At 67.1% G+C, this 16508-nt stretch carries 16 protein-coding genes; 11 read left to right on the plus strand and 5 right to left on the minus strand.

Annotation, left to right across the window (positions count from 1 at the left end):
* Positions 1 to 198: 198 nt before the first annotated feature.
* Positions 199 to 1641 carry a coniferyl aldehyde dehydrogenase gene (locus tag LGN17_RS21905; protein ID WP_226198628.1) on the plus strand — a complete coding sequence of 481 codons (1443 nt, stop codon included), beginning with the start codon at positions 199 to 201 and terminating at the stop codon, positions 1639 to 1641.
* A gap of 72 nt (positions 1642 to 1713) precedes the next feature.
* Here the strand turns inward: LGN17_RS21905 and LGN17_RS21910 are convergent, their stop codons facing one another.
* On the minus strand, positions 1714 to 2736 hold the full coding sequence (locus LGN17_RS21910) for a serine/threonine protein kinase (protein WP_413227042.1): 1023 nt from the start codon (positions 2734 to 2736) through the stop codon (positions 1714 to 1716).
* Between the two features lie 58 nt (positions 2737 to 2794).
* Positions 2795 to 3007 carry a hypothetical protein gene (locus LGN17_RS21915; RefSeq protein ID WP_004198969.1) on the minus strand — a complete coding sequence of 71 codons (213 nt, stop codon included), beginning with the start codon at positions 3005 to 3007 and terminating at the stop codon, positions 2795 to 2797.
* Between the two features lie 791 nt (positions 3008 to 3798).
* Here LGN17_RS21915 and LGN17_RS21920 point away from each other — a divergent pair.
* Both LGN17_RS21920 and LGN17_RS21925 read left to right on the plus strand, forming a co-directional pair.
* A complete protein-coding gene (locus tag LGN17_RS21920) occupies positions 3799 to 4680 on the plus strand; it encodes a DMT family transporter (protein WP_226198630.1) in 882 nt (293 codons plus the stop codon).
* 302 nt (positions 4681 to 4982) lie between these two features.
* Positions 4983 to 5168, plus strand: coding sequence for a hypothetical protein (locus LGN17_RS21925; RefSeq protein WP_011353526.1), 186 nt, complete (start codon positions 4983 to 4985; stop codon positions 5166 to 5168).
* 110 nt (positions 5169 to 5278) lie between these two features.
* Here LGN17_RS21925 and mgrA read toward each other — a convergent pair whose 3' ends face one another.
* Positions 5279 to 6322: an L-glyceraldehyde 3-phosphate reductase gene (mgrA, locus tag LGN17_RS21930; RefSeq protein WP_226198631.1), complete on the minus strand. Its 1044-nt coding sequence runs from the start codon at positions 6320 to 6322 to the stop codon at positions 5279 to 5281.
* Positions 6323 to 6515: 193 nt separating this feature from the next.
* Between mgrA and LGN17_RS21935 the strand changes: the two genes are divergently transcribed.
* Positions 6516 to 6722: a DUF3185 family protein gene (locus LGN17_RS21935; protein WP_011353528.1), complete on the plus strand. Its 207-nt coding sequence runs from the start codon at positions 6516 to 6518 to the stop codon at positions 6720 to 6722.
* A 147-nt stretch (positions 6723 to 6869) separates the two neighbouring features.
* Here LGN17_RS21935 and LGN17_RS21940 read toward each other — a convergent pair whose 3' ends face one another.
* The gene (locus LGN17_RS21940) at positions 6870 to 7643 is read right to left on the minus strand and encodes a phytanoyl-CoA dioxygenase family protein (protein WP_226198632.1); all 774 of its coding nucleotides are present in this window, start codon (positions 7641 to 7643) and stop codon (positions 6870 to 6872) included.
* A gap of 352 nt (positions 7644 to 7995) precedes the next feature.
* On the opposite strand from LGN17_RS21940, the gene LGN17_RS21945 reads away from it, so the two are divergent.
* On the plus strand, positions 7996 to 8337 hold the full coding sequence (locus LGN17_RS21945; RefSeq protein ID WP_226198633.1) for a hypothetical protein: 342 nt from the start codon (positions 7996 to 7998) through the stop codon (positions 8335 to 8337).
* A gap of 130 nt (positions 8338 to 8467) precedes the next feature.
* On the opposite strand, the gene metK is transcribed toward LGN17_RS21945, so the two are convergent.
* Entirely contained in the window at positions 8468 to 9655 is a 1188-nt protein-coding gene (gene metK / locus LGN17_RS21950) for a methionine adenosyltransferase (RefSeq protein ID WP_011353531.1), read from the minus strand.
* A 265-nt stretch (positions 9656 to 9920) separates the two neighbouring features.
* Here metK and lpxL point away from each other — a divergent pair, with 265 nt between their 5' ends.
* The 6 genes from lpxL to LGN17_RS21980 all read left to right on the plus strand — a co-directional run bounded on the left by lpxL (position 9921) and on the right by LGN17_RS21980 (position 16210).
* Positions 9921 to 10805, plus strand: a complete 885-nt coding sequence (gene lpxL, locus LGN17_RS21955; RefSeq protein WP_175951260.1) for a lauroyl acyltransferase LpxL — start codon at positions 9921 to 9923, stop codon at positions 10803 to 10805.
* A 263-nt stretch (positions 10806 to 11068) separates the two neighbouring features.
* A complete protein-coding gene (dapF, locus tag LGN17_RS21960; RefSeq protein ID WP_226198634.1) occupies positions 11069 to 11938 on the plus strand; it encodes a diaminopimelate epimerase in 870 nt (289 codons plus the stop codon).
* Positions 11939 to 11975: 37 nt separating this feature from the next.
* Complete coding sequence (locus LGN17_RS21965) at positions 11976 to 12704, plus strand: DUF484 family protein (RefSeq protein ID WP_226198635.1); 729 nt, start codon at positions 11976 to 11978, stop codon at positions 12702 to 12704.
* Positions 12705 to 12718: 14 nt separating this feature from the next.
* The gene (gene xerC, locus LGN17_RS21970; protein ID WP_175951257.1) at positions 12719 to 13639 is read left to right on the plus strand and encodes a tyrosine recombinase XerC; all 921 of its coding nucleotides are present in this window, start codon (positions 12719 to 12721) and stop codon (positions 13637 to 13639) included.
* Between the two features lie 76 nt (positions 13640 to 13715).
* On the plus strand, positions 13716 to 14930 hold the full coding sequence (locus LGN17_RS21975) for a class I SAM-dependent rRNA methyltransferase (RefSeq protein WP_226198636.1): 1215 nt from the start codon (positions 13716 to 13718) through the stop codon (positions 14928 to 14930).
* 200 nt (positions 14931 to 15130) lie between these two features.
* Complete coding sequence (locus LGN17_RS21980; RefSeq protein WP_175951255.1) at positions 15131 to 16210, plus strand: CobW family GTP-binding protein; 1080 nt, start codon at positions 15131 to 15133, stop codon at positions 16208 to 16210.
* Positions 16211 to 16508: the final 298 nt, after the last annotated feature.

The raw sequence follows: 16508 nt of genomic DNA on the forward strand, positions 1-16508 counted from the left end.
GCAAAGCGGTTTCCGGATGCGCACACCGTCGCGTGGATGCGACGCCCGCTGCACGCTTCAACCGGTTTACGAGCACACGTCGCATCCGGCCCGCGCCGCGCGACACGCACCACCCCGATCCGCGTCGCCGCGCTCGCCGAGCGTGCGCGTGCGGCGTGACGGCCGGCCGACCAGCCGGGCCCAACTGGAGGAGACGACATGAAAAACGACCTGCCCGAACTAACCCCGCAAGCCCTGCCGTCGGTGGATGCGCTGACGTCGCTGCTGCGCGACCAGCGCGCGGCCTACCTGCGCGCGCCGTATCCGGCATGGGAAACGCGCGTGCAGCACCTGCGCGCGCTACGCACGATGCTGATCGACCATGCGGATGCACTCGCCGAAGCGATCAGCGCCGATTTCGGTCATCGCGCGAAGCAGGAAGTGCTGCTGTCGGAAATCTGGATGGCGAAGGAAGAGATCGACGACGCGCTCAAGCACGGCAAGCGCTGGATGAAACCGATCCGCAAACCGATGAACAAGTGGCTGCGCCCGGCGCGCGCGAAGGTGATTCCGCAGCCGCTCGGCGTGGTCGGCATCGTCGTGCCGTGGAACTACCCGGTACTGCTCGCGGCCGGCCCGCTGATCTGCGCGCTCGCGGCCGGCAATCGCGCGATCATCAAGATGTCCGAACTGACGCCGCGCACGTCGGCACTGTTCGAGCAGCTCATTGCCAGGACCTTCACACGCGACCACGTCGCGGTCGTGAACGGCGATGCCGAAGTGGGCGCCGCGTTCAGCGGGCTGCCGTTCGATCATCTGCTGTTCACCGGCTCGACGCACGTCGGCCGCCACGTGATGCGCGCGGCCGCCGACAACCTCACGCCCGTCACGCTCGAACTCGGCGGCAAGTCGCCGGCGATCGTCGGCCCGAACGCGCGCTTCGATGCAGCCGTCGACGCGATCGTCGCGGGCAAGACGCTGAACGCAGGCCAGACCTGCATCGCGCCCGACTACGTGCTGCTGCCGCGCGGGATGGAAGCCGCGTTCATCGAGCGCGCGCGCGCACGATTCGCGAAGATGTATCCCGACCTGTCGGCCAACGGCGACTACACGACGATCGTGTCGCCGCGCCACTACGCGCGGCTCCAGCAGCTCGCGAGCGACGCGCAGGCGGCCGGCGCGCAGCTGCATCCGCTGTCCGACGCGCAATCGGATCCTGTATCGCGCCGCTTCGTGCCGTGCGCGGTCACGCAGGTGCCGGCCGCATCGCAACTGATGCAGGAGGAAATCTTCGGGCCGCTGCTGCCGCTCGTGCCGTACGAACGGCTCGACGAAGCGATCGCCTACGTGAATGCACGCCCGCGTCCGCTCGCGCTCTACCTGTTCGACGAGGACGGCGGCACGATCGACCGCGTGATGCACGAAACGATCTCGGGCGGCGTGTCGATCAACGAAACGCTGATGCACATCGCGTGCGGCAGTTTGCCGTTCGGGGGGGTCGGTGCGAGCGGCATGGGCGCCTATCACGGCTACGACGGCTTCGTGACGTTCTCGAAGATGAAGCCGGTGCTCACGCAGGCGCGCCTGAACGCGCGCAACCTGCTCGCGCCGCCGTACGGCAAGCGCTTCGCCGCGCTGATCAAGCTGATGCTGAAGTTCTGAGTGGAACGGGCCGCGCGCATCGCGCCGCGGCCCGCGCAAGCCTGCCGCGCGGCGAGGGTGCCGCGCGCGCCATCACACGGGCCAGAGCGGCCCTTCCTGCATCGCGCCGATCTGCTCGCGCAACTCGAGCACGCGTGCTTCCCAGTAACGATGCGTGTTGAACCACGGGAACGCGGCCGGAAATGCGGGATCGTCCCAGCGTCGCGCGAGCCATGCCGCGTAGTGGATCAGGCGCAACGTGCGCAGCGCTTCGACGAGATGCAGCTCGCGCGGCTCGAATTCGCAGAAATCCTCGTAGCCGGCCAGCAGGTCCGCGAGCGCACGCGACGCGCCTTCGCGATCGCCCGGCAGCAACAGCCACAGATCCTGGATCGCGGGCGCCATCCGGCTGTCGTCGAAGTCGACGAAGTGCGGGCCGGCATCGGTCCACAGCACGTTGCTCGGATGGCAGTCGCCGTGCGTGCGCAGCAGGCGGAGTTCGCCCGCCCGCTCGAACGCCGCCTCGACGCCTTCGAGCGCGAGCGTCACGGCCGTCTCGTACGCGGGCCGCACATCGTCCGGAATGAAATCGTGCGCCAGCAGGTAGTCGCGGGGCTCGTAGCCGAACGTATTGATGTCGAGCACGGGGCGCGCGACATACGGCTGCGTCGCGCCGACCGCATGGATCCGGCCGATGAAGCGGCCGAGCCATTCGAGCGTGTCGCTGCGATCGAGATCGGGCGCGCGGCCGCCGCGCCGCTCGAAGATCGACAAGCGGAAGCCGTCGAACGCGTGCAGCGTGCGGCCATCGAATGCGCGCGCCGGCACCACCGGAATCTCGCGTGCGGCGAGTTCGGCGACGAACGCGTGCTCTTCGAGGATCGCTTCGTCCGACCAGCGAGCCGGACGGTAGAACTTCGCGACGACCGGCGGGCCGTCTTCGATGCCGACCTGATAGACGCGGTTTTCGTAGCTGTTGAGCGCGAGCAGGCGCCCGTCGGTGCGCAGGCCGGCCGGTATCAGCACGCTGTCGAGCGCGTCGAGCACGCACTCGGGCGTGAGTCCGGCGAACGGCGGGCCGGCGGGAGAAGCGGGAGCTGAAGTGACGTCTTTCATGCCCCGCATTGTGCCGCCAGCCGGGCCGAAAGACGAGCGCCCGGTGTGATGGATGCGCTCAGTGAAGCGCCGCGCCGGCCGGCAGCACGGATTCGCCGGTGTCGATCAGATCCTCGAGAAAGAACGGCTCGGTGTTGAGTTCCTTCGACTCGCCCGGTACGCCCGCGTACCAGGTCACCATGGCCATGTCGCCCAGGATGCGCTGGACGATGCCGCGCGCGCCCTTCGGCACCGCGATATGGGTAGTGCAGACAATCGACCCGACATGCATGATGGTTCCCCACTCTTGAATCTTGAAACCCGGCTCGCTGGCGAGCCGGCAAATGCACGATCCGCGCGCTCTCGTCGGAGCGTGGCGCGTGATCCCATTGTTCACGGTTTATCGAAGCGCGAAAAGAAGAAGAAGCAGGCGAAGTGCCGCGAATTCGTCGAATGTCTCCAATCAACCACTGCGCCGGGCAAGCGCTTGCCCGCCCGGTTACCCCCATCATACCCTGTCGAATGTGACTGCCCGCCGAATCCCCGGCATCACCGCGGCGCGCGCGTGACGCCCACGCTGCGCGCATCGCGGGTCCGGTGCCGCGCCACCTGGCAATGTCGTGCGACTGCGGTTGCCGAATCACGCGTCGCCGTCATCGTGTTCCCCCTGCCTCGAACGCAGCCAGCGCGGCGACCGTTGCGCACGCACCGCCTTCCGCCCTTCGTCATCCGATGCCGCCGACAGGTGTTGCGTCCGATACCGGCCTTGCGGTACCTTGAATGCTCATTCGCGTTCAAACGCATTCCGACACGATGCATCCGCTCACGTCCGCCCTCGCAAAATCCCGGCCGCAGTTCGACTCGCGGCCGCAGGCGTGCGCGCATCCGTCGGTCCTTCCGCCTCCTGTCGCACCGCCGCGCGTCGGCGCCGCGCCGCCCCCTCCGGTGGCACGCGCCGGCTGACCGGCCGGCTTCCATTTCGTCTTCCGTTCGCCCTCGGGCCTGCATTCGTGCGTCGTGACGCACGGCGTGTTGCCGCGTGCGCGGATGGAACGTTCCGATCCGTTCGACAGGTGGATTCATATGCTTTCGTTCAAACGCGCGCTCGCCGCGCATGGAGCGACGTCGCTCTTCGTGCTGCTGTGGAGCAGCGGCGCGATCTTCGCTGAACTCGGTCTGCGTCACGCATCCGCGTTCGTCTTTCTCACCGCGCGTTTCGCACTGGCATCGCTCGTGCTGGTCGGGCTGGCCTTCCTGCGCAAACGCTGGCTGCCGCCGCGCGGCGAGCGGCGCATGGTCGTGCTGACCGGCGTACTGATGATGGGCGGCTATTCGATCTTCTACCTGCTCGCGCTCGAACGCGGGATCGCGCCGGGCGTGCTCGCGACGATCCTCGGCGTCCAGCCGATCCTCACGCTCGCGATCGTCGAGCGGCGCTGGCAGCCCGTACGTGTCGCGGGGCTCGCGCTGTCGCTGGCCGGCCTCGCGCTCGTCGTGTTCCGCGGCGCAGGTGACGGCGGCCTGTCGCTCGCGGGCATCGCGTGCGCGCTGACCGCGCTCGTCGCGCTGACCGCCGGCTCGCTGCTGCAAAAGCGCATCCGTGCGGCGCCCGCCGACGTGCTGCCGCTGCAGAATGCGATCGGCCTCGCGCTGTGCGTGGCGATCGCGCCGTTCCGGCCGGTGTCGTTCGACATCAGCTGGACACTCGCGATCTCGCTGCTGTGGCTCGGCATCGTGATTTCGGTGATCGCGCAACTGCTGTTCTACCGGTTGATGCAGCGCGGCGATCTCGTCAACGTGACGAGCCTGTTCTATCTCGTGCCTGTCGTCACCACGTTGATGGATGCCGTGTGGCTCGGCAACCGGCCCGAGCCGCTCGCGCTCGCCGGCATGGGCGCGATCATCGCGGGGCTCGCGCTCGTGTTCCGCGCGCCGGCCGCCCGCGTGCAACCCGACCGCGCTTGAGCGTGCGTGCCGCCGCGCCCGCAGGTGCGGCGGCACGCACCGGACACATACGACGATTCCGCGGAAATCGAAAGACATAGGAAAGATACGCGCAAGGTGTTCGTCGAACTTACGGGAAAAATGCGCGATTCCCGGAGCTTTCCGCCGATTTTTAATGGTTCGGATAGCGAAAAGCGCTGCCGGTTGCCTATACTCGAATTGACCGCCCCGCTCGCAATCGGGTCGGATCCATACTAGAAACACCCGGCATGGGGCCGGAGCAAGCGCCCAGGCGCCCACTCCGGCCGACCTTGGAGACACGCATGACGACCTACTTCACGATCGGCGACTTCATCCTGTTGATTCCGATGGCGCTGGCCGGAGCGCTGTTTCTCGGCGCGGTGCCGTGCGCAACCGAATTCCGCCACAACCTGCTGCGCGTGCTGGGCGTCATCCTCGGCGTCGGTGTCGCGGTATTGCTCGTCGAAGGCCTGCCTGCGCTGATCTAGCGGCGCATCACCCATGCGCGGCGTGCATCGCTGCATAGCAGCGATGCGATGGGCCGCGAGCAAGCCATTGATACGGCACGCGATGTTTCGCATGCCGTATCGACTGCCGGTCAGATCGCCTGATCGGTGGACGGCTTTTCCCACAGATTGATGCCGCCTTCCGTCGCGTAACGATCGATCTCGGCGAGTTCCTCCGCCGAGAATTCGAGGTTCTTCAGTGCGCCGACGTTTTCACGCACCTGCTCCGCACGGCTCGCGCCGATCAGCGCGGACGTCACGCGGCCGTTGCGCAATACCCATGCAAGCGCCATCTGCGCGAGGCTCTGCCCGCGCCGTTCGGCGATCGCGTTGAGCTTGCGCACATGGTCGAGGTTGTCCGCGCTCAGGTGATCCTGCTTCAGCGAGCCGCCGCCCGGCTTGTTCACGCGCGCATCGGCCGGCACGCCGTTCAGGTACTTCGACGTGAGCAGCCCCTGCGCGAGCGGCGTGAACGCAATGCTGCCCGTGCCGATCTCGTCGAGCGTGCCGAGCAGTTCGGTTTCGACCCAGCGGTTCAGCAGGTTGTACGACGGCTGGTGGATCAGCAGCGGCACCTTGTACTGCGCGAGCAGCTCGGCCATCTCGCGCGTCTTCGCCGCCGAGTATGACGAAATGCCGATGTACAGCGCCTTGCCCTGCTGCACGGCCGACGCAAGCGCGCCCGCCGTTTCCTCGAGCGGCGTATGCGCGTCGAAGCGATGCGAATAGAAGATGTCGACATAGTCGAGCCCCATTCGCTGCAGGCTCTGGTCGAGGCTCGCGAGCACGTACTTGCGCGACCCGCCGCCGCTGCCGTACGGCCCCGGCCACATGTCCCAGCCGGCCTTCGTCGAGATCAGCAGCTCGTCGCGATACGGCCGGAAATCCTCCTTCAGCAGCCGGCCGAAGTTGGTTTCCGCGCTGCCGTACGGCGGCCCGTAGTTGTTCGCGAGATCGAAGTGGTTGATGCCGAGGTCGAACGCGCTGCGCAGGATCTCGCGCTGCGTCGAGATCGGCGTCGTGTCGCCGAAGTTGTGCCACAGGCCGAGCGACAGCGCGGGCAGTTTGAGCCCGGATTTGCCGCAGGTGCGGTATTGCATGTCGGCATAACGTTCGGAAGCTGCTTCGTAGGCCATGAGTCGGTTCCGTCAGGACATCGGGAGAGGGGACGCGCGCGCGCCGCGCACACGGCGCGGCGGCGGCGAAGGAGTCATACGACGACTATGGTAGCGAAAGCGGCCGGAACGTGCTCGGCGGCACGGCGATGGACGCGGCCACGGCCGTCGCCTACACTGCGGCGTCTCGAATCACCGTTTCAGCGAGGTTGGTATGTCCCGGGTCATCTCGGTTGCGCTGCTCGTCGGCGGCGTCGTGCTGCTGTATTTCGGCGGCCAGTCGTTCCATTCGATCAACGACAACGTGTCACGCTTCTTCACCGGTTCGCCCGCGACGAAGACGATCCTGCTGATCGTGGGCGGCGCCGTCGCATCGTTCATCGGCCTGATCGGCCTCGCGATGCCGGGCGGCAAGCGCTGAACGCGCAGCCGCGCGCTGCACGCATGGCCCGCGTTCACGATCGGGCACATCAAACGAAACGGGCGGCCAGGCCGCCCGTTGCTTCAAACGCCCGCGATGCACCGTATCGCGCGACCGCGGCGGTGTCGCCGCCCGTCCGATCCGAACCTAGAACTGTACTTCCGACTTCGACGCCGAACGCGTGCCCGGCACCGGCCGGTTGCTTGCACCGTGGTACGTATACACGAGCGAAAACTTCACCTGGTCGGAACGGTTCTGCCCGGCCGAATGCAGCGTGTTGCAGTGGAAGAACACGACGTCGCCCGTCTGCAGTGACGGGCACGTGGCCGCGTCGATCATCTTCCGGTTCTCCGGCAGGTCGCCGCGGAAGAACTTCGCATCGTCGAACGCTTCAGGCCCGAATTCGGCCGTATGCGACCCCGGTACGAGCCACAGTGCGCCGTTCTCGTTCGTTTCCGGCCCGAGCGCGAGCCACACCGACACCATGTCCGGGCGCTCGAACGACCAGTAGCGGAAATCGCGATGCCAGCCGGTCAGGCTGCCGTACGCGGGATGCTTCGTCATCATGCAGTTGTGATGCGCGCGCGACAGCACCGGCTCTTCACCGAAATACGCCCGCATCCACGCACCGATTTCGGGTGCGATCGCGCGCTCGGCGAAGGCCGGATCGCGTGAATACGCATCGAGCAGCCGCCGCACCGTATGCCCGCCCGGCGCATGCTTGGACTCGGGTGCGCCCGGGTAGCGCAGGTCCGCCTCGAACTCGATCGGTTCGGCCGCCTCCCTCAGTTGGCGCTCCGCGACCTGCCTGAGCGCCGCGCACTGCGCCTCGCCGACGAGGCCACGCGCGACGACGAAGCCGCGCTCGCGCAATTCCGCGACTTGTGCGCGGATCGATTCCGACTGCAATGGAGACGACATGGGATGCCAGACGTTTATTGTGTGAATGTGACGATTGTAAATCGGCGCCGGATGCGGCGAACAGCGCCATTGTCGTGCGCAGGGGCATGCCAATCGTAGATTTGATCCGGCTCAAGGGAACTGTGCGGCGCGGCGCCGGCCTCACCGACAGGCGGTATGCAGCACACGCCTTGCGCCACAAGGGTTTATCGCGACTTTTTCCCGTCATGAATCCCCTGTAGCCTGTCGCGGCCTGTCAATTCTGGCGGGCGCGGCGCGCAGCGAGTTTCGGTAAGATCCGTTGCGCCATCCGAGGCCGTTCATACCAGTGCGCTCTCAAGGGCGCCATCCATACAAGCGAAGCATCGTTCACATGCCATTCCGTCTGACTTCCCGTCTCAGCCGCGCTGCGAAGCGCGTTGTGCCGCCCGCTCCTGCCCGCTCGCTGCGCCATCACCGCGCACGCACGCGGGCGCTGGCCGAGCGTACGCCCGCACATAGCCGGCTGGACGGTATCCGTGCGTGGTTCCACGCATTTTTCTCGATGATGAGCGCGCAGGCGTTCTCGCGCCGCGCCGGCCTGCGCTCGCTGCTGCAGAAGCCGTCGTCGCTGCGCGCGCTCGCGCTGCGCCGCACGCTCGGCCCGCAGCGCCGCATCAACCGACCGCGCCGCCTCGCGGCCAGCAACGGCTGGTTCGGGTTCGGCGCGCGCTGAGCGCACGCCGGCGGCCACCGTGCGCGACGCTCGCCGTCGCGCTGCTGCCCGATTGTCCGATTGCCCCGGCGATCGGAACCCATAAAAAAACCCGGCTATGCCGGGTTTTTTCATTTGAGGCGAACGACGCTTACGCGACGCGTGCCGTCGGCTCGACACCGGCCGCTTCGGCCAGGGCGAGCGCCTTGTCGGTCGCTTCCCACGAGAATTCCGGCTCTTCGCGGCCGAAGTGGCCGTAAGCAGCGGTCTTCTCGTAGATCGGGCGCAGCAGGTCGAGCATCTTGATGATGCCCTTCGGACGCAGGTCGAAATGCTCGCGCACGAGCTTCGTGATCACCGCATCCGACACGCGGCCCGTGCCGAACGTGTTGACCATCACCGAGGTCGGCTCGGCGACGCCGATCGCGTACGACACCTGGATCAGCGCGCGCGACGCGAGGCCGGCGGCGACGATGTTCTTCGCGACGTAGCGGCCTGCGTACGCAGCCGAACGGTCGACCTTCGACGGATCCTTGCCCGAGAACGCGCCGCCGCCGTGCGGTGCGGCACCGCCGTACGTGTCGACGATGATCTTGCGGCCGGTCAGGCCGCAGTCGCCCTGCGGGCCGCCGATCACGAACCGGCCGGTCGGGTTCACCAGGAACTTGATATCGCCCTTGATCAGGTCGGCCGGCAGCGTCGGCTTGATGATTTCCTCGATCACGGCTTCGCGCAGCGCGGGCAACTCGATGTCCGGTGCGTGCTGCGTCGACAGCACGACGGTGTCGATCGAATGCGGCTTGCCGTCGACGTAGCGGACCGTCACCTGCGACTTCGCGTCCGGGCGCAGCCATTGCAGGCGGCCGTCGCGGCGCAGGCTGGCCTGACGCTCGACGAGGCGGTGCGACAGGTAGATCGGCAGCGGCATCAGTTCCGGCGTTTCATCGCACGCGTAACCGAACATCAGGCCCTGGTCGCCCGCGCCTTGGTCGAGGTTGTCGTCGTGTGCACGATCGACGCCCTGGGCGATGTCCGGCGACTGCTTGTCGTACGCGACGAGCACCGCGCAACCCTTGTAGTCGATGCCGTAGTCGGTGTTGTCGTAGCCGATGCGCTTGATCGTGTCGCGCGCGATCTGGATGTAGTCGATGTTGGCCGTCGTGGTGATTTCACCGGCCAGGACGACGAGACCCGTGTTGCACAGCGTTTCCGCCGCGACGCGGGAATACTTGTCTTGCTCGAGGATGGCGTCGAGGATCGCGTCCGAGATTTGGTCCGCGACTTTGTCCGGATGGCCTTCGGAGACGGATTCGGACGTGAAGAGATAATCGTTTGCCACTTTTTCAGGCTCCTGTGTGGTTACGGTTGGTTTCACGTAGCCAGCTTCGTTGGGCCTGAAGCGGCGACGCTTTAGCGGATTACCAGGACCGGACAGCGCGTATAACGCTAACCGGCTTCGCCCCGCAAGTTGTCAGTTAACTCGGCGAAGCCCGTATTATAGCGGCTTTCCTGAATTGTCACAGAGCGCCGCCCGTGCTGCATCTTCCGCTGTTTCACCACCCTGTTCGCAAAGCGCCGGCCAGCCGGTCCCACGGAGGTTTCGCATGCTAGGTCGTCTAGCCACGCACCTCGCCATTGGCTTGCTGAAACTGCTCGCCCTGTTGCCGTACGGCCTGACCGCACGGTTCGGCGATGGTCTCGGCTGGCTGCTCTACAAGATCCCCAGCCGGCGAAAACGCATCGTACACACCAATCTGAAACTCTGCTTCCCTGATTGGAGCGACGAGCGCCGCGAGGAAGTCGCGGGGCAGCATTTCCGCCATGCGATCCGCAGCTATGTCGAGCGCAGCGTGCAGTGGTTCGGCTCGGAGAAAAAACTCGCGAAGCTGATCCAGGTCGACAGCGCGGTCGACCTCGACGATCCGGACCTTCCGCCGACGCTGTTCCTCGGCCTGCATTTCGTCGGCATCGAGGCCGGCTCGATCTGGCTGAACCGCTCGCTGCACCGCCGCTGCGGGTCGCTCTACCAGCCGTTCTCGAACGCGGTGCTCGAGGAAGCGGCGAAGCAGGCGCGCGGGCGTTTCGATGCCGAGATGGTCGGGCGCGCGGACAGCGCGCGCGTCGTGCTGCGCTGGCTGCGCGACCGCAAGCCGGTGATGCTCGGCGCCGACATGGACTACGGGCTGCGCAACTCGACGTTCGTCCCGTTCTTCGGCGTGCCTGCCTGCACGCTGACGGCGGTCGGCCGGCTCGCGAAGACGGGCCGCGCGCAGGTCGTGCCGTTCATCGGCGAGGTGCTGCCGAACTACAAGGGCTACCGTCTGAAGGTATTCAAGCCGTGGGATCACTACCCGACCGGCGACGACGATCTCGACGCGCGGCGGATGAACGCATTCCTCGAGGAACAGATCCCGCTGATGCCCGAACAGTATTACTGGGTCCACAAGCGCTTCAAGACGCGCCCGCCCGGCGAACCGAGCCTCTACTGACCCCGCCGCACGCAACCCGCGGGCGCGCCGTCGCGCGCGCCCGCGCGCCCGGCACCTTCGGCTCGCCTTTCGCGCGTGCCCGCCACCGGTCGAACGCAACCGGCCGCGCGAGCCATCGATCGCCCGCGCCCGCGCGGGACGCCCCTGTCAGCTGCATGTATCATTTGCGGTTGAGATCAGCACGACGAACGAGGCCGCCCGGCATGGCGCGGCGTCGCGCGCGCCGCGCTGACCGCCTTGTTCGCCATGGAAATCCGGACCCAGTGAAACTCTCGTTCACCAAGATGCACGGCGCGGGCAACGACTTCGTCGTGCTCGACGGCTATTCGCGCGCGTTGCCGCCGCTCACCGAAGCGCAGGTGCGTGCGCTCGCCAACCGCCACTTCGGCATCGGCGCCGACCAGCTGCTGCTCGTCGAAAAACCGACCGTCGACGGCGTGGATTTCAAGTACCGGATCTTCAATTGCGACGGCGGCGAGGTCGAACACTGCGGCAACGGCGCGCGCTGCTTCGTGAAATTCGTCAGCGACCGCGGCCTGACCGACAAGCGCAGCGTGCGCGTGCAGGTGATGAAGGGCCTGATCACGCTGACGATGCAGGACAACGGCGAAGTCGTCGTCGACATGGGCGCGCCCGTGTTCGTGCCGGCGCAGGTGCCGTTCGACGCGGCGGGCCTCGACGGCCGCACCGAGGGCCGCGACACGCTGTGGCCGCTCGACGTCGGCGGTGCGACGCGCTGGATCTCGACGGTGACGATGGGCAACCCGCACGCGGTGCAGGTCGTCGACGACGCCGAAGCGTATCCCGTGCTCGAAGAAGGCCCGCTGATCGAGCGCCACTCGCGCTTCCCGGAGCGCGTGAACGCCGGCTTCATGCAGATCGTGTCGCGCAGCGAAGTGAGGCTGCGCGTGTACGAACGCGCGGCGGGCGAGACGCTCGCGTGCGGCACCGGCGCATGCGCGGCGGTCGCGGCCGGGATCCGGCGCGGCCTGCTCGATTCGCCCGTGACCGTGCACACGCACGGCGGCACGCTGACGATCAGCTGGGACGGCGCGCGCGACGAAACCGCCGCGCTGATGATGGCCGGGCCCGCCACGACCGTGTTCGAAGGCGAGATCGACCTGCCCGCCTGACCCTGCAACGTCCTTGATAACTGAACGCGCCAGCCACATGAACGATCGCGAAGTCGCCGACTACCTGCTCGCCAATCCCGAATTCTTCGCGCAGCACGCCGAACTGCTCGCGACGATCCGCCTCGCGAACCCGCACGGCAAGGCCGCGATCTCGCTGCAGGAGCGGCAGATGGAGATGCTGCGCGACAAGAACAAGCATCTCGAGCGGCGGCTCGCCGAACTCGTGCGCTATGGCCACGAGAACGACAGCCTGTCCGCGAAGTTCAGCCGCTGGACCGCGCGCGTGATCGCGGAACGCGATCCGTACGCGCTGCCGCGCACGATCGCCGACGGCATCGCCGAAGTATTCGACGTGCCGCAGACGGCGCTGCGCGTATGGGACGTCGCCGACACCTACTCGCAGGCCGATTTCGCGCGCCAGGTCGGCGAGGAAGTGCGCCTGTTCACGAGCGGGCTGTCGACGCCGTACTGCGGTGCGAACACGGGCTTCGAAGCCGCGCAGTGGCTGGCGCCCGCGGTCGCCGCCGCGGCCGCGAATGCGGCGGAAGCCACGGAAGCCGCACCGCCGGCCGGCGACAGTTCGGCCGCGTCGATCGCGCTGCTCGCACTGCGCGCGCCGCTCGCCGGCGCCGATGCGCCCGCGTTCGGCCTGCTCGTACTCGGCTCGCCCGACCCGCGCCGCTTCCACGACGGGATGGCCACCGACTTCCTCGCGCAGATCGCGACGCTCGCGAGCGCCGCGCTCACGCGCCTGCTGCCGCACTGATCCTTCCGCACGCGATGACAGACGATCCGATCGCCGCCTACCTGTCGAACCTGAAGCACGTCAGGCAGCTGTCGGAACACACGCTGCGCGCATACACGCACGAACTCGACGAGCTGAAGAAGCTCGCGAACGGCCGGCCGCTCGAAGCGCTGACGGCCGCCGACATGCGCGGCGCGGTTGCGCGCGCGCATGCGGGCGGGCTGTCCGCACGGTCGATCTCGCACCGGCTGTCCGCATGGCGCGCGTTCTACCGCTGGCTCGCGCAGCGCATCGAGATGCCCGCGAACCCGGTCGCCGCGGTGCGCGCGCCGAAACGCGCGAAGACCTTGCCGAAAGCGCTGTCGGTCGACGATGCATCGGCGCTGATGGACGCGCCGCTCGCCAACACGACCGAAGGCATCCGCGATCACGCGATCCTCGAGCTGTTCTATTCGTCGGGGCTGCGCCTCGCCGAGCTGATCGGGCTCGACGTGATGTACACGCAGGCCGACGGCTACCGCTCGGCCGGCTGGCTCGACCTCGCGGAAGCCGAAGTCACCGTGCGCGGCAAGGGCAACAAGGAGCGCAAGGTGCCGGTCGGCCGCAAGGCGATCGATGCGCTGAACGCGTGGCTCGCGGTGCGCGGCGAATTCGTGAAGCACGATCCGCATCCGCTGTTCGTGTCCGTGCGCGGCAACCGGATGTCGCCGGGCGTCGTGCGCGAGCGCGTGAAACGCGCGGCGCTCACCGCGGGCATCCCCGCCAACGTCCATCCGCACGTGCTGCGCCACTCGTTCGCGACGCACGTGCTGCAGTCGAGCGGCGACCTGCGCGCCGTGCAGGAACTGCTCGGCCACGCGAGCGTCTCCGCGACGCAGGTCTATACGTCGCTCGACTTCCAGCATCTCGCGAAGATTTACGACAGCGCGCATCCGCGCGCGAAGAAGCGCGACTGACGCACTTCCCGTGTTACCCGCCGCGCGCGGCGACCGGCTACGGCCGGCATCGCGCACGGCCCATTTCGATCTCATCATGCAAACCGTCACCCTCAAGCCGTCCAAGGAAAAATCGCTGCTGCGCCGCCATCCGTGGATCTACGCCAATGCGATCGACCGCGTCGACGGCAAGCCCGCGCCCGGCGCGACCGTCATCGTGCGCTCGCACGACGGCCGCTTCCTCGCGCGCGGCGCGTACAGCCCGCAATCGCAGATCCGCGTGCGCGTGTGGAGCTTCGACGAGAACGAGCCGATCGACCACGCGTTCTTCAAGCGCCGCGTGCAGCGCGCGGTCGCGCACCGCACGACGATGGTGTCGGGCACGGGCGCGGTGCGGCTCGTGTTCGGCGAAGCCGACGGGCTGCCGGGGCTGATCGTCGACTACTACGTCGCGGACACCGCCGAAGCCGGTGCCGCACCGCGCGGCCAGCTCGTCTGCCAGTTCATGGCCGCGGGCGTCGACGCATGGAAGGACGCGATCGTGAAGGCGCTCGTCGGCGCCACGGGCTGCCCGAACGTCTACGAGCGCTCGGACGTATCGATCCGCGACAAGGAAGGGCTCGAACAGACGACCGGCGTGCTGGCCGGCGACGCACCGCCCGCGACGCTGATCGCGAACGAAAACGGCGTGCGCTATCACGTCGACGTGCCGAACGGCCACAAGACGGGCTTCTACGTCGACCAGCGCGACAACCGCGCGCTGGTTGCGCAGTACGCGGCCGATCGCGACGTGCTGAACTGCTTCTGCTACACGGGCGGCTTCTCGCTCGCGGCGCTCAAGGGCGGCGCGAAGCGCGTCGTGTCGATCGACTCGTCGGGCGACGCGCTCGCGCTCGCGCAGCAGAACGTCGTCGCCAACGGCTTCGACGCCGAACGCGCGACCTGGCTCGACGCCGACGCATTCAAGACGCTGCGCCGCCTCGTCGACGAAGGCGAGCGATTCGACCTGATCGTGCTCGATCCGCCGAAGTTCGCGCCGACGCGCGACAGCGTCGATCGCGCGGCGCGTGCGTACAAGGACATCAACCTGAGCGGCTTCAAGCTGCTGCGTCCGGGCGGCCTGCTGTTCACGTACTCGTGCTCGGGCGCGATCGACATGGACCTGTTCCAGAAGATCGTCGCGGGTGCGGCCGCCGACGCGAAGGTCGACGCGCGCATCCTGAAGCGCCTCGGCGCGGGTGTCGATCACCCGCTGCTCGCGGCCTTCCCGGAAGGCGAATATCTGAAGGGCCTGCTGTTGCAAATCGTCTGATCGCCCCGATCTACGCGCGCAACCGTCCGCCGGCCGCGACCCCGCGCCCGGCGGATCCGCTCTCCCGCCTGTCGTTCGGACGACGGGCGAGAGCTTGACAGGTATGTTTCAATGGATGGTTGTGCGCCCCGGCTGGCAACGCCCCGGGCGCGACGCACATCCTGGCTTTGACCCCGATTCACGAACCACAGGCGATTGACATGGCCACTCCCGTCACCATCCTCACCGGCTTCCTCGGCAGCGGCAAGACGACGCTGCTCAAGCGCATCCTGAACGAACAGCACGGCATGAAGATCGCCGTGATCGAGAACGAGTTCGGCGAAGAGAACATCGACAACGAAATCCTGGTGCAGGATTCGAACGAGCAGATCATCCAGATGAGCAACGGCTGCATCTGCTGCACGATCCGCGGCGACCTCGCTCGCGCGCTCGGCGATCTCGCCGCGAAGAAGCGCGAAGGCAAGCTCGACTTCGACCGCATCGTGATCGAAACGACCGGCCTCGCGAACCCGGGCCCGGTCGCGCAAACCTTCTTCATCGACAGCGAAATCGCCGACGACTTCCTGCTCGACGCGGTCATCACGCTGGTCGACGCGAAGCACGCGAACGCGCAGCTCGACGAGCACGAAGTCGTGCAGCGTCAGGTCGGCTTCGCCGATCGCCTGTTCATCACGAAGTCGGACCTGGTCGACGACCAGACGGTGGCCGGCCTCAAGCATCGCCTGATGCACATGAACCCGAAGGCCGCGATCAAGGTCGTGAACTTCGGCGAAGCGGACATCAAGGAAATCTTCGACCTGCGCGGCTTCAACCTGAACGCGAAGCTCGAGATCGACCCCGACTTCCTCGCCGAGGACGATCACGCGCACCACCACCACGATCACGGCCATGATCACGATCACGCCAATTGCGACCACGATCACGGTCAATGCGCGCACGATCACGACCACGGCCACCACCATCACCACCACGCGCACCACGACGACAAGATCAAGTCGTTCGTGTACCGCAACGATCGCCCGTTCGACCCGAACAAGCTGGAAGACTTCCTCGGCGGCATCCTGCAGATCTACGGCGAGCGGATGCTGCGCTACAAGGGCGTGCTGTACATGAAGGGCGTCGACCGCAAGGTCGTGTTCCAGGGCGTGCACCAGATGATGGGCAGCGACCTCGCCGCGAAGTGGCTGCCGGTCGAGAAGAAGACCAACAAGATGGTGTTCATCGGCGTCGATCTGCCGCAGGACCTGATCACCGACGGCCTCGACGCCTGCCTCGCCTGACGCGCGCGGGCAACCGCCGCACACGCCGCCGCGCGGCCGCCTCGCAGGCTGCTGCGGCGGCCGCGGAGCGCCCTTTTCGGGCAGGGTTTCGCCGTCATCGCTTTTTCGCGATTTGCGCGTTATATTTTCTAGATATTGGCGCAGCCGACGGGGATCGACCCGATACGGCGCCCGCTTGCGATTCAGTTACAATACGTGCCCGCTGGAGTACGGCAACAAACAGGCCCGGTTCTTGCTGAACCAGTTTTCCGGGCATCGCAACCGCGCCGGATCGCCAATCCGCCTCCCGGCCGCGGCC

This window comes from Burkholderia sp. AU30280 (genome assembly GCF_020420125.1).
Lineage (GTDB): Bacteria > Pseudomonadota > Gammaproteobacteria > Burkholderiales > Burkholderiaceae > Burkholderia.

Excerpts from the sequence above, each read along its gene's own strand:
- LGN17_RS21905 (WP_226198628.1), top strand. The coding sequence starts at position 199 with ATGAAAAACGACCTGCCCGAACTAACCCCGCAAGCCCTGCCGTCGGTG.
- LGN17_RS21910 (WP_413227042.1), bottom strand. The coding sequence starts at position 2,736 with ATGAAAGACGTCACTTCAGCTCCCGCTTCTCCCGCCGGCCCGCCGTTC.
- LGN17_RS21915 (WP_004198969.1), bottom strand. The coding sequence starts at position 3,007 with ATGCATGTCGGGTCGATTGTCTGCACTACCCATATCGCGGTGCCGAAG.
- LGN17_RS21920 (WP_226198630.1), top strand. The coding sequence starts at position 3,799 with ATGCTTTCGTTCAAACGCGCGCTCGCCGCGCATGGAGCGACGTCGCTC.
- LGN17_RS21925 (WP_011353526.1), top strand. The coding sequence starts at position 4,983 with ATGACGACCTACTTCACGATCGGCGACTTCATCCTGTTGATTCCGATG.
- mgrA (WP_226198631.1), bottom strand. The coding sequence starts at position 6,322 with ATGGCCTACGAAGCAGCTTCCGAACGTTATGCCGACATGCAATACCGC.
- LGN17_RS21935 (WP_011353528.1), top strand. The coding sequence starts at position 6,516 with ATGTCCCGGGTCATCTCGGTTGCGCTGCTCGTCGGCGGCGTCGTGCTG.
- LGN17_RS21940 (WP_226198632.1), bottom strand. The coding sequence starts at position 7,643 with ATGTCGTCTCCATTGCAGTCGGAATCGATCCGCGCACAAGTCGCGGAA.
- LGN17_RS21945 (WP_226198633.1), top strand. The coding sequence starts at position 7,996 with ATGCCATTCCGTCTGACTTCCCGTCTCAGCCGCGCTGCGAAGCGCGTT.
- lpxL (WP_175951260.1), top strand. The coding sequence starts at position 9,921 with ATGCTAGGTCGTCTAGCCACGCACCTCGCCATTGGCTTGCTGAAACTG.
- LGN17_RS21965 (WP_226198635.1), top strand. The coding sequence starts at position 11,976 with ATGAACGATCGCGAAGTCGCCGACTACCTGCTCGCCAATCCCGAATTC.
- xerC (WP_175951257.1), top strand. The coding sequence starts at position 12,719 with ATGACAGACGATCCGATCGCCGCCTACCTGTCGAACCTGAAGCACGTC.
- LGN17_RS21975 (WP_226198636.1), top strand. The coding sequence starts at position 13,716 with ATGCAAACCGTCACCCTCAAGCCGTCCAAGGAAAAATCGCTGCTGCGC.
- LGN17_RS21980 (WP_175951255.1), top strand. The coding sequence starts at position 15,131 with ATGGCCACTCCCGTCACCATCCTCACCGGCTTCCTCGGCAGCGGCAAG.